The sequence below is a fragment of the Streptomyces sp. AC512_CC834 genome (genome assembly GCF_019049325.1).
GTDB lineage: Bacteria > Actinomycetota > Actinomycetes > Streptomycetales > Streptomycetaceae > Streptomyces.
The window spans coordinates 200,100-217,257 of record NZ_JAGMUO010000034.1 but is presented as its reverse complement, the minus strand read 5'-3'; the positions used below and the strand labels follow the sequence as shown (position 1 = coordinate 217,257).

Sequence of the window (17,158 nt, the reverse complement as noted above, 5' to 3'; positions counted from 1 at the left end):
TCTAGCAGAAGGCAGCGTACGAGATGCTCTCCAGTCAGCGATTCGACAAGATCGCCGAGAACTTCGCGACCAGCGAGGTGCACCGCTCCAGCCCCACGATGGAGGCCCTGCACGAGACGCTTGGCCCGCAGACGGGCAGCGCCATCTGCGACGTGGCCTGCGGAGCCGGCCACCTGGCCCTGTCGTTCGCCGGAGAGCGGCCCGCCCGGCTGGTCGGGGTGGACCCGGCGCCCAACATGCTGGAGTCCTTCCGCCGGCTCGCCGCCGAACGCGGGGCTCCCGTCGAGACCGTCGAGGCCCACGCCGAGGAACTCCCCTTCCCCGACGCCTCCTTCGATCTCGTCGTCTCCCGTCTCGCCCCGCACCACTTCCGGGACATACCGCGGGCGGTGGCCGAGATGGCCCGGCTGCTGCGCCCCGGCGGGCGGCTGGCCGTCATCGACCTCGAAGGACACGACGAACCCGAGATCGACGCCCTCAACCACGCGTTGGAGATCCTGCACGACCCGACGCACCGGCGCAGCTACACCCTCGCCGAGTGGACCCGCTTCCTGCTCGACGCCGGGCTGAACGTCCCGGTGGCCCGGGGCTCGCAGTCCGAGAGCCGCACCGGGGTGCCCGTCAAACGGTGGTGCGAGATCGCCTCGTCCGGCGCCGAGGCCGAGGAGGCCATCCGCCGCCGGCTGGCCGAGGCCCCCGCCCCGCACCGGGAGGCGCTGGGCATCCGCCAGGACGGCGACGAGTACCTCATCCCCGTACGCACCTGCATGGTGATCGGGGTCAAGCCGCTCACGGGGAGCCGCTGACATGCCCGTCATCAGGTTGTTCTCACCGGCTCCGAGTCCGGGTGCGGCGGCGCTGGAGAAGCTGTCCGACGACGTGACGACGCTGCTCGGACTCGACCGCGGCCAGTGCTGGCTGTGGTGGCAGCGGCTGGAGCCCGGATCCTTCCACCGGCCCGAGTGGAACGGGAGCGAGGGTGCCACCGCGCCTGTCGGCCTCGTCGTGTGCAAGGAGAGCTACGACAGGGACCGGGTCGGCCGACTGCTGCGGCTGCTCCAGGAGCGGCTCGCGGGCCTGCTGCGGGTCCCCGCCGAGGACATCTACCTCGCGGTCCAGCGCGCCCCCGCGGGCGAGTTGCTCGTACGGGACGAGGTGTGGACCCCGCGGACAGGAGACGCGGGGAGCGGGCTCGGGGCGACCGCGACGACCGAGACCGGGGCGGCCGGGGCGGCCGGGGCGATCACCGACGTCGTACCGGTCGCGTACGTGCACAGCGACCGCCGGGAGATCGTCGACGACGACTGGGGTCCCGTCGCCTCCGTCATCCGGCTCGACGCCGACCGGTTCGGCACGGACGCGGTGCTCGGCCTCGACTCCTTCTCCCACCTCGAAGTCGTCTTCCGCTTCCACCGCGTCCCGCCGCACAAGGTGCAGGAGGGCGCGCGCCACCCCCGGAACAACCCGGAGTGGCCGTCGGCGGGGATCTTCGCCCAGCGCGGCAAGAACCGCCCCAACCGGCTCGGCGTCTCACGCTGCCGGCTGCTGCGGACCGACGGTCTCGACCTGCACGTCATGGGTCTCGACGCCGTGGACGGCACCCCCGTGCTCGACATCAAGCCGTATCTGCGGCAGTTCGGCCCGCGCGAGGAGGTCGTCCAGCCGGACTGGGTGGACGACCTGATGCGCGACTACTACTGACGGCCACGGACCACCGGGCTACTGGGCTACTGGGCTACTGGGCGGGAGCGGCATGACACAGGGAGCGGACGCGGCGCGGCGGGGGCGGCTGTCCGGCGGGGCGGTCACCCTGCTCGTCGCCGTCTTCGTCGACGCCCTGGGCAGCGGGCTCTACATGGCCGTGTCGGTCATCTTCTTCACCCGCTACCTGGACCTCGGCAGCGGCCAGGTGGGCATCGGGCTCTCCGTCGCCGGTGCCCTGTCCTTCCTGTCCCTGGTGCCCGTCGGGATCCTCGCGGACCGTGTCGGCCCGCGGCGCATGCTGATCGCCGCCCATCTGGTGCGGGGGGCGCTGCTCCTCTGCTATCCGTTCGCGTCCGGCTTCCTGCCGTTCCTGTGTGTCGTCTCGCTGCTCGCGGTGGCCGACCGCGGCGCCTCCCCGCTGGTCCAGGGCCTGTTCGGGACCGCCGTCGGCAAGGAACAGCGGGTCCGTGCCATGGGGCGCGCCCGGTCGCTGCAGAACCTGGGCCTGGCGCTGGGCGGGCTCGTGGCCGGGGCGGCGCTGCTGCCCGACGACGACCTCGTCTACCTGCTCGTCCTGTACGCCGACTCCCTCTCCTTCCTGCTTGCCGCCGTCCTCGTCACCCGGCTGCGCCCTGCGGTGGCCGCGCCGTCCGAGGGCGGCGGGCGCCCGCTGCCGCTTCCCCTGCGGCAGCGGCTCAGTGTCTTCCGGGACCGCCGGTTCGCCGTACTGACCACACTGAACTCACTGGTCAGCCTGCATGTGACGGTGCTGACGGCCGGAGTGCCGCTGTGGCTGCTCGCACACGACGGCATCCCCCGGGCAGTCATCGCCTGGACCCTCGTGCTCAACACGGTCGTCGTCGTACTCTTCCAGGTCCGGGCCACCCGTGACACCGAGAGCGCCGCGGACGGCGGCCGGGCGCTGCGGCGCAGTGGCGTGCTGCTCGCCCTGTGCTGTGGGGCACTCGCCGTCTCGGGGACGGTGCCCACGGTCGCGGCGGTGGTCCTGGTGCTCGGCGCGGTCGCCTTCCAGGCGTTCGCCGAGATGCACCAGCAGGCGGGGGCCTGGGCCATCTCCTACGACCTGGCTCCGGAGGACCGGCGCCAGGTGTATCTGGCGTTCTTCGGTCTGGGGAACGCCGCGCGCAACACGTACGGGCCGCTGGTCATCACCTTCCTGGTGGTGCGTCAGGGCGCCGCCGGCTGGCTGCTGCTCGGCGCCCTGGTGGCCGGTGCGGGGTTCGCCGCGGCCCGGTTCGGCCGGTCCGGCGCTCCGGCCGCACCGGGACCCGTACGGGAACAGGCGTCGGCACCAGCCGTACCACCGGCACCACCGGCACCACCGGCTCCACCTGCGCCACTGGCACCACCGACGCACGCCGTACTGCCCGACATCCAAGGGGGATCACGTGGGCACCGCTCCTGAGCAATCCGTCATCGTCGTCGGGGCCGGTCCGACCGGCCTCGCCCTCGCCTGTGAACTGGCCGCGGCGGGAGTCTCCTGCACGGTCCTGGAACGCCGCCTCAAGACGTCCACGCAGTCCCGGGCCATGGGGCTGTACAGCAGGACCATGGAGGTGCTGGACCTGCGCGGTCACGCCGACGCCCTGGTCGCGCTCGGCAGACCGGTCAGCCGCATGGTGCCCGCGCGGGACGCCGCCGTCGACTTCGCCGAACTCGACACCCGGTTCCCGTACCTCAACGTCGTCCCGCAGAGCCGCACCGAGGAGGTGCTCCAGCAGCGGGCCCTCGACCTGGGAGTCGCCATCGAGCGCGACGCGGAGGTCCACGGTCTGGAACAGGACGCCTCGGGCGTCACGCTCCAGGTGCGCACCGGGACCGGCGAGTGGGCGGAGAGCGCCGACTTCGTCGTCGGCTGCGACGGCGCCCACAGCGCCGTACGCGAGCTCTCCGGCATCGCCTTCCGCGGCCGTACGTACGAGATCGCGCCGATCCTCGCCGACGTCCGGCTGAGCAAGCCGCCGCCGGACGACGTGCTGATGGTCACCGGCAACGGCGGCATCATGGTGTCCGTGCCGTACGGCGACGGCGTGTACCGCCTCGCGGTGGCGCGCCGGGACCGGCCGTGGACACGGGAGCCCGTGACGCTGGAGGAGCTGTCCGAACTGCTCACCCGGTCTCTGGGTTTCGACCCTCAGCCGTACGATCCGACGTGGCTCGCCCGCTTCAAGATCCACCAGCGCATCGCCGACCAGTACCGCACCGGACGGGTCCTGCTTGCCGGGGACGCCGCGCACCTGCACTCGCCGCTCGGCGGGCAGGGCCTGAATCTGGGCATCCAGGACGCCGTCAACCTCGGCTGGAAGCTCGCCGCCGAGGTCCAGGGCTGGGCACCGACGGGACTGCTCGACTCGTACGAGACCGAGCGGCGGCCGCAGGCCGAGCGGATCCTGCGCGCCACGGACCGGGCCACCCAGTTGGCCACCACGCCCTCGGCGGCGCTGACTGCCCTGCGCCGTACCGTGTTCGCGAAGGCGCTCTCGCGGCGCCGTGTCCGCCGGTTCGCCGCGGCGTCCGTCTCGGGCCTGCGCGCCGGGTACGGGCGGCGCGGCGTCGGCGGGCCACGGCTGCGCGCCGGACAACGGGTGCCCGACCTCACCCTCCCCCGGACCGATGACGCCCCGGTGCGGCTGTACGAGCTGATGCGGGACGGCAGGTTCGTCCTGCTGGACCTCGCCGACGACGGCCGCGCGGCCCTGCTGACTCAGGCCTGGGGCTCCCGGGTCAGTCCGGTCAGGGTCGACGGCGGCATACCCGAACTCGCGGGCGTCAGCACCCTGTTGGTTCGCCCGGACGGGTACGCGGCCTGGGTGGACGGCGAGGCCGACCCCGGTGGGCGGGACGAGCGGGTACGGACGGCGCTGCACCGGTGGTGCGGGGTCGAGGGGCCTGCTCCGGCACGGCGCGAGGATCGGGTCGCGGAGGCGACGGCACCGCCGGAGGCAGGACCGCGTACGGGCTCGGCGTCCGGGTCGGGGGCGGGATCGGGATCGGCGTCCGGGTCGGGGTCGGGTACGGAGTCCGAAGGCGAGCAGCAGCCCGCGCCGTCCACCGAAGAGGGCTGAACGGGCCGAGGAGTGAGGAGCCGCTGTCGTGGAACAGCCTCTGTCGGACCCGTCGCCGTCCACGCCGGCGGCCGGACGGACCCCGTCGCGGCATACGAGTGCCGGTTCCGGTTCCGGTTCTGGTTCTGGTACGGGTGCTGGTCTCCATACGGGTGCGGGGGCGGGTTCCCGTACGGGGCGGACGGATCGTTCGCGGCGTACGCGTGAGGCCATCCTGTGCGCCGCGCGGCTGCACTTCGCCGCCGACGGCTACCAGCGGGCCACGATCCGGGCCATCGCCGCCACCGCGTCGATCGACCCCTCCATGGTGATGCGCCATTTCGGCAGCAAGGAGCGGCTCTTCGACGCGGTCCTCGACGTCGACCTGGGGCTGCCGGACTTCACCGGCACCCCACTCGAACTGCTTCCGCGGGCCCTGCTCATCGGGTTCCTCGCGCCGTGGGAGGAGGACACGCACGAGGGGGCACTGCGCCTGCTGCTGCGGTCCGCGGCGACCAACGAGCAGGCCGCGGAGTGTCTGCGGCGCATCCTCCACGAGCAGTTCACCCACAGCCTCACCGGCGTGCTCGGCGCGGAGCGCGCCGCGGCCGGCAGCGGCCTGCTGGCCGCGCAACTGCTCGGGGTGGCGTTCGCCCGCTATCTGCTGCGTCTGCGGCCCATCTGCGAACTCCCGGTCGGGGCGCTGGCGGACCTGGTCGCCCCGGCGATGCGCACGGTGCTGGCCGCCACCGGGTGAGCGGACCGTGAACGCGAGGCGCCCGCCGTCACCAGGACAGGTGACGGCGGGCGCCTCGCGTTCACGGGGCCGTCGCGGGCTCGCGGCGGCCGGTGTCAGCCGCGCCAGCTCAGCGGCGACCGGTAGGGCATCCCGGCGGCCGGCCGGTCCCACAGGGGGACGACGGAGGTCTCCCGCGGAGCGATGTCCGGGGCGGGGTCCGGGGTGGTGTCGGGGTGCGGCGGTGTCGCCGTCGCGCGGGAGAGCAGTACCGCGGTCAGCGCGGCCAGTTCCTCGTCGGCGATGTCTCCTCCCCTGACGACGCGGACGAGCGGCGGGGCCTGGGCTGCTGTGGTCATGTTCGTCCTCCAACGGGCTTGCGTGAACGAAGTGCCGGGACGACGGAGTCCGGCTGTCACTGGGGTGGGTTGCCGTGTTTGCGGGCGGTCAGGTCGGCGTGCTTGGTGCGCAGCATGCGCAGGCCCTCGACGAGGACGCGGCGGGTGTCGGCGGGGTCGACGACGTCGTCGAGGAGACCGCGCTCTGCCGCGTGGTACGGATGCATGAGTTCGGCCTTGTACTCCTTGACCAGTTGCCGGCGCGTCGCCTCGGGGTCGTCCGCGCTCCGGATACGGCGCCGGAAGATCACGTTGGCGGCGCCCTCGGCGCCCATCACGGCGATCTCGTTGGACGGCCAGGCGTACGAGAGGTCGGCCCCGACGGAACGGGAGTCCATGACGATGTAGGCGCCGCCGTAGGCCTTGCGCAGGATCAGCGAGATCCGGGGGACGGTGGCGTTGCAGTACGCGTAGAGCAGCTTCGCCCCGCGGCGGATGATGCCGTTGTGCTCCTGTCCCACTCCGGGCAGGAAGCCGGGCACGTCGACGAGGGTGACCAGCGGGATGTTGAAGGCGTCGCACATCTGGACGAAGCGGGCCGCCTTCTCCGAGGCGTCGATGTCCAGCACGCCCGCGAGCACGAGCGGCTGGTTGGCGACGATGCCGACCACCTGACCGCCGAGGCGGGCGAGCGCGACGACGACGTTGGCCGCCCACCTCTCGTGAACCTCCAGGACCTCGCCGTCGTCGACGATCTCCTCGATCACCCACCGCATGTCGTACGGGCGGTTCCCGCCGCCGGGGACCAGATCCAGCAGGGCCTCGCAACGGCGGTCGACGGGGTCCTCGGCGGGCGCGGCGGGGGCCGTCTCGCGGTTGTTCCGCGGCAGCATCGAGAGCAGGAAGCGCACCTCCTCCAGGCAGGTCCGCTCGTCGTCGTACGCGAAGTGCGCGACCCCGGACACCTCGGCGTGCACGTCCGCGCCGCCGAGCGCTCCCAGCGTCACGTTCTCTCCGGTGACGGTGCGGACGACGTCGGGGCCCGTGATGAACATCTGCGAGGTCTCCCGGACCATGAACACGAAGTCGGTCAGCGCCGGGGAGTAGGCCGCGCCGCCGGCGCACGGGCCGAGCATCACACTGATCTGCGGGATCACCCCGGAGGCGCGGGCGTTGCGGGTGAAGATGCCGCCGTATCCGGCGAGCGCCGTGACGCCCTCCTGGATGCGGGCGCCCGCCCCGTCGTTGAGCGAGACGAGGGGTGCGCCGGCCGCGATCGCCCGGTCCATGATCCGGTGGATCTTCTGCGCGTGCGCCTCGCCGAGGGCACCGCCGAAGATGCGGAAGTCGTGGGCGTAGACGAACGCGGTCCGCCCGTGGACGGTCCCCCAGCCGGTGATCACGCCGTCGGTGTGGGGGCGCCTGTCCTCCAGTCCGAACCCGGTGGCGCGGTGCCGGCGCAGGGGCTCCACCTCCTGGAACGACCCTTCGTCCAGGAGTAGGGCGATGCGTTCGCGCGCCGTCAGCTTGCCCTTGGCGTGCTGGGCGGCGGTCGCCCGTTCGTCCGGGCCGCCGCGCTCGACCAGCTCCTTCAGCGCCCGCAGGCGGGCCGCCCCGGCCCGGACGTCCACTGCCTGCTCGGACTGCTCGGGCTGCTCGGACTGCTCTGCCCGCTCGGCGGGCTCCGTCCCGTCGGGCGTCGCGGTTGCGACCGTCGTCGGTCCGGCCGCCGTGCCGTCGGCGCTCATGGCGTGAGCGGCGAGACGGGGTCGCCGGCCGTGAGAAGGAGGGGGGAATCGGTGCCCGCGGCCGGGGCGTCCGGGTCGGCGGCCCTGGCGTGCGCACCGGTCGTCGCGGCGTTGCCGCGGGCGTCCATCGACCACTTAAGGAGCGCGATGCCGAGGCTCATCCCGCCGCCGAACGCGGCGAGGACGACCAGCTCGCCCGGGTCCGCCGCACCCTGACGGTCCATCTCGGTCAGGGTGATGGGCACGGACGCGGCGCCGGTGTTGGCGTAGCGCTCCAGCGTGAGGTGCAGGGCGGCGCGGTTCAGTCCGAGGTCCGGCCAGATCTCGGCCAGCATGATGCCGTTGGCCTGGTGCGGGACGAAGTGCCGCACGGTCTTGGCCGGTACGCCGGCGCGACGCAGCGTCCGGTCGATCTCGTACGGGAGGGTGCGGGTGACGAAGCCGCGTACGCCCCGGCCGTCCATGCGGAAGTAGTGCTCGCCCGCGGCCACGGTGGCCCGCGAGGGCGGCCGTCGGCTGCCTCCCGCGGTGACCTCGATCAGATGGTGTGCGTCGCCGCGCGAGACCAGGGATATCCGGCGCAGGCCGAGTCCGGGCGCGACCGGTCCGAGGACCGTGGCACCGGCACCGTCCCCGAAGAGGGGGGCGGTCCTGCGGTCGCTGCGGTCGAGGATCCGGGAGTAGATGTCGGCGCCGATGACGAGGCCGTACCCCGGCTCGTCGTCGGCGGTGCCGCTCAGCAGCTTCTCCACCGTCTTGAGCGCGTAGACGAAGCCGCTGCACACGGCGTTGACGTCGAAGGCGGCGGCGCGGCGGGCCCCGATGCGGTCCTGCACCAGGGCGGCGGTGGCGGGTTGCGGGTGATCGGGGGTGGAGGTGGCCACCACCACGTACGCGAGCCGGTCCGCCGTCAGGCCGGCGCGGGCCAGCGCCCGCCGGGCCGCGACGACCGCCAGGTCGGAGGTGGCCTCGTGGGGCGCGGCCCGGCGCCGCTCACGGATGCCTGTCTTGCGGACGATCCACTCGTCGGTCACGCCGGCGCCGTACCCGATCTCCGCGTTGCTGATGATGGCCTCGGGCAGGTAGGAGCCCACTCCGATGATGCCGATGGACTGCACGATTCCTCCTCGGGCAGCGGCGAGCCATACTTAACTCACCGGGCGTTGAAATCATCGCAGAGGAGCTTGACGAATTCAACACCGAGAGAGTTCACTGTGATGTGAAATCAGTTGGGTCCGGCGGTACGACCCGGGAGCGGACGGCCGCGCGGACCCGGCCTCCACCGCGGCGTACGGGAACAACCCACACATCAACGGGGAGTTGCAGAGCATGCCCACCACCGACACGACGACCGCGACCAACGCGGCGACCGCCACCGACGCGACGACCACGGTCGACCAGCGGACCGAGACGACCCAGGCCCTGATATCCGCCGGCCGCACCCTCTTCACCCGCCGGGGCTACCGGCAGACCGACTTCGCCGAGCTGGCCCGGACGGCGGGACTGGAGCCGGAGGCCGCCCGCGAGTTGCTGCCCGACAAGGCCGCCGTCTTCGGCGCACTGGTCGAACGGACCGTCAAGGTGGCCGGGCTGCTGGGTCCGGCCGTCACCGAGGGCGTCGACGAGGACCTGCCGGCCCGGCTCGCCCGCACCTATCTCGCGCTGTGGGAGCCCGGCGAGGAGGAGTCGCCGCTCGTCGAGCTGTACCGCATCGCACTCTCCGACGCGGAGGCCTCCCGGGTGCTGAGCGAACGCATCGCCACGGTCCTCAACGGCCAGGTCGACCGGGAGCTGCCGCACGAGGACGCGGAGTTGCGCACCGCGCTCTTCGGCGCCCAACTGGGCGGCATCGCCATCGTCCGCCACCTGCTCGGCGTGGAGCCCCTGGCGTCGGCCGACGTGGAGAAGGTCATCGGGACGGTCACACCGGGGCTGCGGTCCACCCTGCTCGGAACACCGCAGGAGGTCGACGCGAGCTGAACGGTCCGGGCGGGCGCGGCGCACTCCGCGGGCGGCCGTACCCCACCCGGGACCAAGGGGCGAAACCATGGGACACGGAGCCGACGGAGGGGCCGGCGAGCCGGTACGACCGGTGAATGCGATCGGCGAGGCCGGTGAACGCGACCGGTGAGGCCGGTGAATCATGGGCGTCACGAGTACGTGGAATCCCCGCATACAGGCTGGTACAGTGTTTTCATTGCCTCATGAATTAGCCACTGACAGAACCCCCGAAGTGCAGTGATCCCATGACACCCAGGCGCACAGACAGTTCGCCCAGCCCTGCCCGAAACTCCAAGACCACGCAGAAGCCGCGCCCGTTGCGGGCCCGCAGCGGGCGCCGTCCCGGAGACAGCGGCACCCGGGAGCAGATCCTCGAATCGGCGCTGCACCTCTTCGCGGACCGCGGTTACGCGCGCACCACCATTCGCGCGATCGCCGAGGACGCGCAGGTCGACCCGGCGCTCGTCCACCACTTCTTCGACAACAAGGAGGGGGTGTTCGACGCGGCGGTCAACTCGTCGCTGAGCGTCTCGTCCGTCTTCGACGGAATGGTGGTGGCCGCCCCGGAGACGCAGGGCGACCCCGGGGACACGGCAGGGAGCGCCGGCGACCCGGCGGACGGCCCCAAGCAGGGCACGTCGGCGGCGTCCTGGCTGGCCCGCACGTATCTCACGTTCTGGGAGAGCGAGGACACGCGCTACGCCATGACCGCCATCTACCGGGCCGGTCTCGCCGACAGCGCGACCGCGGACACCCTCCGGGCCCGCGTCGAGGCGAGCACCAAGAGCTGGGCCGCACAGTCCGGCTACAAGGACGGGCCGGAAGCGGACACCCGGGCGGCCCTCGCCTCCGGCCACCTGGTCGGCCTCGCCCTCATGCGTTATGTCCTCGGCATCCACCCGCTGGCCACGATGGAGTTCGAGGAGTTCCTCGCCTGGGTCGTCCCGGCTCTGGAGCTCCGCCTGTCCCCCGACCTGGCACCTCAAGTGCCGGAAGACCAGGGAGAGTAGCGGAGTCCGGAGCAGCCGAGGGTCGGAGCAGCGGAGGGTCGGGCCGGGGGCTGCGGGGCCGACTCCCGGGGCTGCCCGGCAGGTCACGACCTGCCGGGCCACGGCTTACGGGGCCACGGTTTGTCGGGCCCGGTCCTCGGGGCCTGCCGTCGCACGGCTCGCGCACTCGGCTCGTCTCCCGGCCCGTTCTCAGTCCCAGGTGCGCCACGTCGCCCTGACGGCGACCAGGGAGACGCCCGGCCCCGCCGCGAGCAGCAGTCCGTGGGAGCCCTCCGGGGGCGACTTGGCGAAGGTGCGCTCCAAGACGTCCAGGACGGACACCGAGCCCACGTTGCCCAGTTCGCGCAGGGAGTCGCGGGCCCGGTCGAGCATGTCGGGGGCGCAGCCGAGGCCCTCGGCGAAGACGTCGAGGATTCTCGGGCCGCCGGTGTGCGTCACCACGAAAGCCGGTGCGGGATCGACGCCGGCCGGCGCGGTGCGCCGCAGCCAGTCGACGAGGCGGGGCATGGCGTCGCGGATCGCGTGCCGCAGCTCCGCGGAGTTGTGCGCGTGCAGCCCGTCGTTGTCGGTGTGGCTGCCGACCAGGTGGTGGGTGCCGGGGTGGACGTACTCCCAGGACCCGGTGAGCCGCATCCGGGGCCCGTCCGTCTCGGTGCGTACGACACAGGCGCCCGCGGCGTCGCCGAAGAGCCCCTTGAGAATCATGCCGTCCAGGCCGCTGTCGCCGCCGTGCAGATAGTGGCTGTACACGTCGGCGCAGACGACCAGGACGGTGGAGCCGGGTCGCGCCGCGACCACCTCCATCGCCCTGATGATGCCGAACAGACCACCTGCGCACCCCACTTGGGTCACCGGTATGCGGCAGACCGAGGCGGGCAGGCCGAGCTTCTCGATGAGCAGGACGTCGAGCCCGGGCATGGTGTGGCCGGTGGAGCTGAGGACCACCAGCCCGTCGATGTCCGCCGGGGTCAGACCGGCCTCGAACAGGGCACCGCTCGCCGCCTTCTCCGCCAGGTCCAGGCTTTCCCGCAGATGTTCGCGGGTCCGCTCCGCGAGCGCGGGAGCGGAGGTGAACTGCTGCTGGAGCGGACGCGAGTACCACCGGGTGCGGACGCTGGTGGACTCGATGATCCTGCGGGCCACCGGGAGGCCCTGATGACCTTCGTACAACTCGCTGATGTGGTCGAGCAATTCACCGGTGGACACCTGATGCCGAGGCAGGGTCACGACCGGCGCGGTAACAACAGACACAGACATGGGATCTCCAAGAGCTCTCGGACAGTTGCGAACTGATCTGAGCCCGGCTTGGACGAACGGGGTCCTCAACCCCGGTCGTCCGAGTGCGGTGACGACCGCCGCTCCGTTCGACAGCTCTCGCCTCGGAGTCTGCGCACGTGAAACACCCCCAGGTGCATGACCGTGCTCCCCCCGTTGGAAGCGCTGTTCAGCGCGGATGAAGAACGTCGAGCTCGATGGCGCGTGACGATCAGGAGCTTGGGCTGTCCGCCTTCGGCGCGCTCCGGCGGTGGGGGTGTCCGGGCACAGCCCTGAACACGTCCGGCAGCGCTCTCCCAGGCCCTTTCCGAAGGCCTTGGCGGGTGAGCCAACGCGACCGTACGCCAGCCGAGTCGGCTTCAGCAAGGGTGATTTCAACAAGCGTGGAATCCACCTGACGTACACATTTCAACCAGTCGTCGAGCACGTAAGCCCTCCGGTGATCTCCATGGATTCCGCGATGTCAACGACTATTGAACTCATCGCATGTTGAGTTTATTCTCATCGGTGACGTCGTGAACCGTCACGCCCGAGGAAGGCCCGACCGTCATGCACGCACCTACGCACCGCCACGCGGACACCGACCCCTGGGTGGAACGGGCCGCCTGCCGTGACGCCGACCCCGAGATCTTCTTCCCGCCCGCCGGCGGCAGCGACGACGACCGTGAGCCGTCGGCCAAACGGCTGTGCGCCCGCTGCCCGGTGGCCGAGCACTGTCTGCACGAGGCCCTGCTCCGCGAAGAGAGCACCGGTATCTGGGGCGGCCTCAACGTCCGGGAGCGCCGCGAACTGCTCCGGGTCGCCGGCACCCTCGACGCGGTGGGCCCCGAACTGGACGCGTTCCTGGCGGACGGCGCCCGGCACATCAGCGCGCCGGTGCGCGAGCGTCCGGCGTACGTGTGGTTCCTGCACCGACAGGGCTGGCCGCCCGGCCGGATCGCCGGAGCCCTCGGGCTCACCTTCGGCCAGGTCCAACAGGCCTGGCACGTCGCCCGGTCCGCGTCCGGCTGCGCGTACGGCTGCGCCCGCCCGGTCCACGTCGCCCGGGCGGCGGAACACGCCGCCACCGGCGCCGTCCTCGACCAGGGCCTCGACCGAGACCTCGACCGGGACCCCGTGTCATGACCCCATTGACGGCCGGCACCATCCCCACCGCTCCTGGCGCCCGCCCCGGTTCCGCGTCCAGCCCCGCGGCACCCGCCTCGCCCGCCCTGCCCTCCTCCCGTCATCCCCTGCGCCCTGCCCGCCCCACCCGCACCGTGACCACCGACGACGGTGCCGAGATCGCCGTCTACACGTACGGCGCGCCCACCGCTCCCGTCACCGTGTTGCTCTGTCACGGCTGGACGATGTGCGCGCAGGACTGGCGGCCGCACACCGACGCGCTGGTGCGGCCCCGCCGCGGTTTCCCCGCGGTCCGGGTGGTCACGTACGACCAGCGCGGTCACGGCCGCTCCACCCGGGGCGAGGCGGTGCTGGACATGGCGCTGCTGGGCAGTGATCTCGCGCTGGTGCTCGGCGAGGCCGCGAGGGACGGCGGGCCCGTGGTGCTGGTCGGCCACTCCATGGGCGGGATGTCCATCCAGCAGTTGGCGGCCGCCCGACCCGGGCTGTTCGGGGCCGAGGTGGCCGGCGTGGGTCTCGTCTCGACGTGCCTGGGCGAGGTGGCGGCGGGCATGATCACGCCCCGGGAGCGGCCCGGGACACCGGCGGCCCGGCGGCACGCGCAGGCACGGCGACGGGTCGCCGACGGGCTGCTGCGCTCGCCCCGGTCGGCCGAGGCCGTGCACCGGCTGGTCACCGGCCCGCTGTCGCATCCGACCGCCGCGCCGCTGTGGCGCGCGGTGTTCGGTACCGGGCCGCACACCGAGACGGTCCGGGCGGGCGCGCGGGCCTTCCGGGAGATCCCCGTACTCACGATCGCCGAGTTCTACGCCGCCCTGACCACCCACGACTGCATGGACCGACTCGGCGCGCTGGCCCGGGTGCCCACCCGCGTCCTGGTCGGCGCCCTGGACTGCGTCACGCCGCCCGCACAGGCACTGAGACTGGTGGAGAACATACCGGGCGCGGTGCTCCAGGCCGTGCCGGGGCAGGGGCACGACCTGCCGTACGAACGGCCCGTCCTGGTCGTGGAGACCGTCTACGCCCTGTTGCGCGAGATACCCCGGAGCCCCTTCGTGAACCGTGAGACACCCCCTGCTCCCCGTCCGCTGCCCGAGCCGGCGCTCCGGTGACCCGCCGGGCGCGGGCGAGGCCCCTCGGCGCGGAAGCGGACGGGTCCTTCGGCGCGGAAGCGGAAGGGCCGTTCGGCGTGCCGTGGCCGCGTCCCGACGTGTTGGGGGCCCGGCGGATCGTGGTGAAGGTCGGGTCCTCGTCCCTGACGACCGCCGCCGGAGGCCTCGACTCGGACCGGGTGGACGCCCTGGTCGACGTGCTCGCGCGGACGCGGGCCGCCGGCGTCGAGGTCGTGCTGGTCTCCTCGGGGGCGATCGCCGCCGGTTTGGCACCGCTGGGCCTCGACGAGCGCCCGCGCGACCTCGCGCGGCAGCAGGCGGCCGCCTGCGTCGGCCAGGGGCTCCTGGTCGCCCGCTACACGGCCTCGTTCGCCCGGCACGGACTGCGGGTCGGGCAGGTGCTGCTCACCGCGGACGACGTCAGCCGCCGCGCCCACTACCGCAACGCCTACCGCGCGCTCGCCCAGGTGCTCACCATGGGCGCCGTGCCGGTGGTCAACGAGAACGACACGGTGGCCACCGCCGAGATCAGGTTCGGTGACAACGACCGGCTCGCCGCCCTCGTCGCCCATCTCGTCCACGCCGACCTGCTGGTCCTGCTGTCGGACGTCGACGGCCTCTACGACGGCGATCCCCGCAGGCCGGGCTCCCGGCGGCTGAGCGACGTACGCGGCCGACAGGACCTGGAGGGGGTGGAGATCGGCAGCGCGGGGAGTTCGGGGGTCGGCACCGGAGGCATGGTGACGAAAGTGGAGGCGGCCCGCATCGCGACGGACGCCGGTGTTCCCGTCGTCCTGACGGCGGCCCGGCACGCCGGTGACGCGCTGGCCGGACGGGAGACCGGTACGTTCTTCCACCGCACCGGGGAGCGCTCCGCCGACCATCTGCTCTGGCTGGAGCACGCCAGCAGCCCGCGCGGTGTGCTGCGCCTCGACGCCCACGCGGTCGCCACCGTCACACGGCGGGGCGGCCCCCTGACGGTGGCGGGAGTGACCCGGGTGGAGGGCGACTTCGTCGCCGGGGACCCGGTGGAGCTGCTGGACGAGGAGGGCCGGGTGGTGGCGCGTGGTCTCACCTCCATCGGCGCGCGGGAGTTGGCGCCACTGCGGGGCCGCTCTACGCGTGAGGTGGTCCACCCGGACGACCTGGCACCGCTGGCCCGCCCCGCGGCTCCCCCGCCGCCGGTGCCCGCGCCGACGGCCCGGATCCGGATCCGCGTCCGCCCCGCACGGGAGTACGCGGCACGGCCCTGACCGGACGGCCTGCCGAACGGGCCGGACCCGCTTGCCCGAGGGCGAGCGGGTCCGGCCCGTTCGGCAGGCCGAAGGCCCGCTGTGGCGACGCCCCGCCGGCCGGGTTCGTCAGGCGGGTCCGTCGGCCGAGGTCATCGGCCGGGTCCGTGGGCCGGGGTCGTCGGCCGGCGACCCCGGCATCGGGCTTCGGGTCAGTCGATGCCCCGGACGATGTGGAACTCGGCGGGGTCGTCCTCCGCTCCGGCGAGTCCGAGCCACGGGGCCGCGGCCACGGCGGTGACAGCGGCCACGGCGGCGGCGACGGACTGCCGGTGTTCCCCCCGTGGCTCCTTCTCGTACAGGAGCCACCCCGTGGGCTCCGTCGCGGTGATGATGCGCACGTACATGACCGGACCTCCTGCTCTAGGGGCGTGTCGCGGCTTGGCTCCGGGTGTGCCCGTCGCCCACGAGGACGTACTTGGCGGTGGTCAGCGCGGTCAGTCCCATCGGACCGCGCGCGTGCAGTTTCTGGGTGGAGATGCCGAGTTCGGTGCCGAGGCCGAGTTCCCCGCCGTCGGCGAAGCGCGTGGAGGCGTTGACGGCGACGACCGCCGTGTCCAGGGTCGCTACGAACCGGCGTGCCGCGGTCTGCGAGTCGGTGACGATCGCCTCCGTGTGGCCGCTGCCGTGGCGCCGGATGTGGGCGACGGCGGCGTCCAGCGAGCCGACCACGGCGGCGGAGAGTTCGAGGGCGAGGTACTCACGTCCCCAGTCCTCCTCCGTGGCGGGCACCACCGCGTCGTCGAAGGACCGTACCCGCGCGTCTCCGTGCACCACGACGCCGTGTCCGGCCAGGGCGGCGAGCGCGCGGGGCAGGAAACGGGCGGCCACGGCCTCGTGGACGAGGAGCGACTCGGTGGCGTTGCAGACGGACGGCCGCTGCGTCTTGGCGTTGAGCAGCACGGCCAGCGCCTTGTCGAGGTCGGCGTGTTCGTCGACGTAGACATGGCAGTTGCCGACACCCGTCTCGATCACGGGGACGGCGGACTCGCGGACCGTGGCCCGGATCAGCTCCCGGCCGCCGCGCGGGACGAGGACGTCCACCAGTCCGCGCAGCGCCATGAGTTCGTGGACGGAGGCGTGTGTCGTGCCCGGCACCAACTGGACGGCGTCGGCCGGTACGGCGGTGTCCGCCAGGGCGGACCGCATCGCCGTGACGAGGGCGGCGTTGGTGTACCGGGCGCTCGAGGAACCGCGCAGCAGGGCCGCGTTGCCGCTCTTGAGACAGAGGGCGGCGGCGTCGACGGTGACGTTCGGGCGGCCTTCGTAGATCACGCCGACGACGCCGAGGGGCACCCGGATCCGCCGTACTTCGAGGCCGTTGGGCATGACGGCGCCGCTCTCCGTCTCGCCGACCGGGTCGTCCTGGGTGGCGAGATCGGCGGCCATGTCCGCGAGGGCCCGGAGCTGCGACTCGGTGACCTTCAACCGGTCGAGGACGGTCGCCGACCGTCCGGCCGACTCGGCGGCGGCCATGTCGCGCCCGTTCGCGGCGAGGATGTCCGCCGTGCTCGCGGTCAGCCGGACGGCGATCGCCCGCAGCGCGGTGGCGCGTTCGGCGCCGGTCGTGCTGGCCAGCCGGACGGCGGCCTCGCGCGCCGCGAGGGCGGCGTCGCGCACCGTGGCGGGCGCACCGCCCCCGGGTACGGGCGCCGGGCGCGGGACGGCCGCGGAGGGTCCGGCTTCGGCGCGCTCTGCGGGTGTCACTTTCGCTTTCACTGTCACTGCTCGTCTCCGTCCCGGGACGCGGAC

General features: G+C 72.9%; 16 protein-coding genes. 10 read left to right on the top strand and 6 right to left on the bottom strand.

Annotation, left to right across the window (positions count from 1 at the left end):
* Positions 1-23: 23 nt before the first annotated feature.
* Genes KUM40_RS14210 through KUM40_RS14190 form a run of 5 tightly spaced genes read left to right on the top strand, consistent with a single transcriptional unit; the run spans position 24 to position 5,526 of the window.
* Entirely contained in the window at positions 24-806 is a 783-nt protein-coding gene (locus tag KUM40_RS14210) for a class I SAM-dependent methyltransferase (RefSeq protein WP_217166249.1), read from the top strand.
* A 1-nt stretch (position 807) separates the two neighbouring features.
* The gene (locus KUM40_RS42420; protein ID WP_217166247.1) at positions 808-1,701 is read left to right on the top strand and encodes an SAM-dependent methyltransferase; all 894 of its coding nucleotides are present in this window, start codon (positions 808-810) and stop codon (positions 1,699-1,701) included.
* Between the two features lie 52 nt (positions 1,702-1,753).
* Positions 1,754-3,130 (top strand): MFS transporter, encoded by a 1,377-nt coding sequence (locus KUM40_RS14200; RefSeq protein ID WP_217166245.1) that lies wholly within the window; start codon positions 1,754-1,756, stop codon positions 3,128-3,130.
* Positions 3,114-4,790, top strand: coding sequence for an FAD-dependent oxidoreductase (locus KUM40_RS14195; protein WP_217166244.1), 1,677 nt, complete (start codon positions 3,114-3,116; stop codon positions 4,788-4,790). The genes KUM40_RS14200 and KUM40_RS14195 overlap by 17 nt, the downstream gene beginning before the upstream one ends.
* A 28-nt stretch (positions 4,791-4,818) precedes the next feature.
* On the top strand, positions 4,819-5,526 hold the full coding sequence (locus KUM40_RS14190) for a TetR family transcriptional regulator (protein WP_308401140.1): 708 nt from the start codon (positions 4,819-4,821) through the stop codon (positions 5,524-5,526).
* Between the two features lie 95 nt (positions 5,527-5,621).
* Here KUM40_RS14190 and KUM40_RS14185 read toward each other — a convergent pair whose 3' ends face one another.
* The 3 genes from KUM40_RS14185 to KUM40_RS14175 are packed head-to-tail and all read right to left on the bottom strand — an operon-like array spanning position 5,622 to position 8,709.
* Positions 5,622-5,864: an acyl-CoA carboxylase epsilon subunit gene (locus KUM40_RS14185; protein WP_217166243.1), complete on the bottom strand. Its 243-nt coding sequence runs from the start codon at positions 5,862-5,864 to the stop codon at positions 5,622-5,624.
* Between the two features lie 56 nt (positions 5,865-5,920).
* Positions 5,921-7,591, bottom strand: coding sequence for an acyl-CoA carboxylase subunit beta (locus tag KUM40_RS14180; protein WP_217166241.1), 1,671 nt, complete (start codon positions 7,589-7,591; stop codon positions 5,921-5,923).
* A complete protein-coding gene (locus KUM40_RS14175) occupies positions 7,588-8,709 on the bottom strand; it encodes a 3-oxoacyl-ACP synthase III family protein (RefSeq protein WP_217166239.1) in 1,122 nt (373 codons plus the stop codon). Before KUM40_RS14175 ends, KUM40_RS14180 begins: the two co-directional genes overlap by 4 nt.
* Before the next feature lie 211 nt (positions 8,710-8,920).
* Here KUM40_RS14175 and KUM40_RS14170 point away from each other — a divergent pair, with 211 nt between their 5' ends.
* Complete coding sequence (locus KUM40_RS14170; RefSeq protein ID WP_217166237.1) at positions 8,921-9,571, top strand: TetR/AcrR family transcriptional regulator; 651 nt, start codon at positions 8,921-8,923, stop codon at positions 9,569-9,571.
* A gap of 266 nt (positions 9,572-9,837) precedes the next feature.
* Complete coding sequence (locus KUM40_RS14165) at positions 9,838-10,602, top strand: TetR family transcriptional regulator (RefSeq protein ID WP_217166235.1); 765 nt, start codon at positions 9,838-9,840, stop codon at positions 10,600-10,602.
* A gap of 189 nt (positions 10,603-10,791) precedes the next feature.
* Here KUM40_RS14165 and KUM40_RS14160 read toward each other — a convergent pair whose 3' ends face one another.
* Positions 10,792-11,829 (bottom strand): type III polyketide synthase, encoded by a 1,038-nt coding sequence (locus tag KUM40_RS14160; RefSeq protein ID WP_217166233.1) that lies wholly within the window; start codon positions 11,827-11,829, stop codon positions 10,792-10,794.
* A gap of 597 nt (positions 11,830-12,426) precedes the next feature.
* Between KUM40_RS14160 and KUM40_RS42665 the strand changes: the two genes are divergently transcribed.
* The 3 genes from KUM40_RS42665 (at position 12,427) to proB (ending at position 15,367) form a co-directional block, all read left to right on the top strand.
* Positions 12,427-13,002 (top strand): WhiB family transcriptional regulator, encoded by a 576-nt coding sequence (locus KUM40_RS42665; RefSeq protein WP_217166231.1) that lies wholly within the window; start codon positions 12,427-12,429, stop codon positions 13,000-13,002.
* A complete protein-coding gene (locus KUM40_RS14150; RefSeq protein ID WP_217166229.1) occupies positions 12,999-14,114 on the top strand; it encodes an alpha/beta fold hydrolase in 1,116 nt (371 codons plus the stop codon). The genes KUM40_RS42665 and KUM40_RS14150 overlap by 4 nt, the downstream gene beginning before the upstream one ends.
* Positions 14,115-14,191: 77 nt before the next feature.
* Positions 14,192-15,367, top strand: a complete 1,176-nt coding sequence (gene proB / locus KUM40_RS14145; protein WP_308401139.1) for a glutamate 5-kinase — start codon at positions 14,192-14,194, stop codon at positions 15,365-15,367.
* A gap of 191 nt (positions 15,368-15,558) precedes the next feature.
* Here the strand turns inward: proB and KUM40_RS14140 are convergent, their stop codons facing one another.
* Positions 15,559-15,753, bottom strand: a complete 195-nt coding sequence (locus KUM40_RS14140) for a hypothetical protein (protein ID WP_217166226.1) — start codon at positions 15,751-15,753, stop codon at positions 15,559-15,561.
* Between the two features lie 16 nt (positions 15,754-15,769).
* Entirely contained in the window at positions 15,770-17,026 is a 1,257-nt protein-coding gene (locus KUM40_RS14135) for a glutamate-5-semialdehyde dehydrogenase (RefSeq protein ID WP_217166473.1), read from the bottom strand.
* Positions 17,027-17,158: the final 132 nt, after the last annotated feature.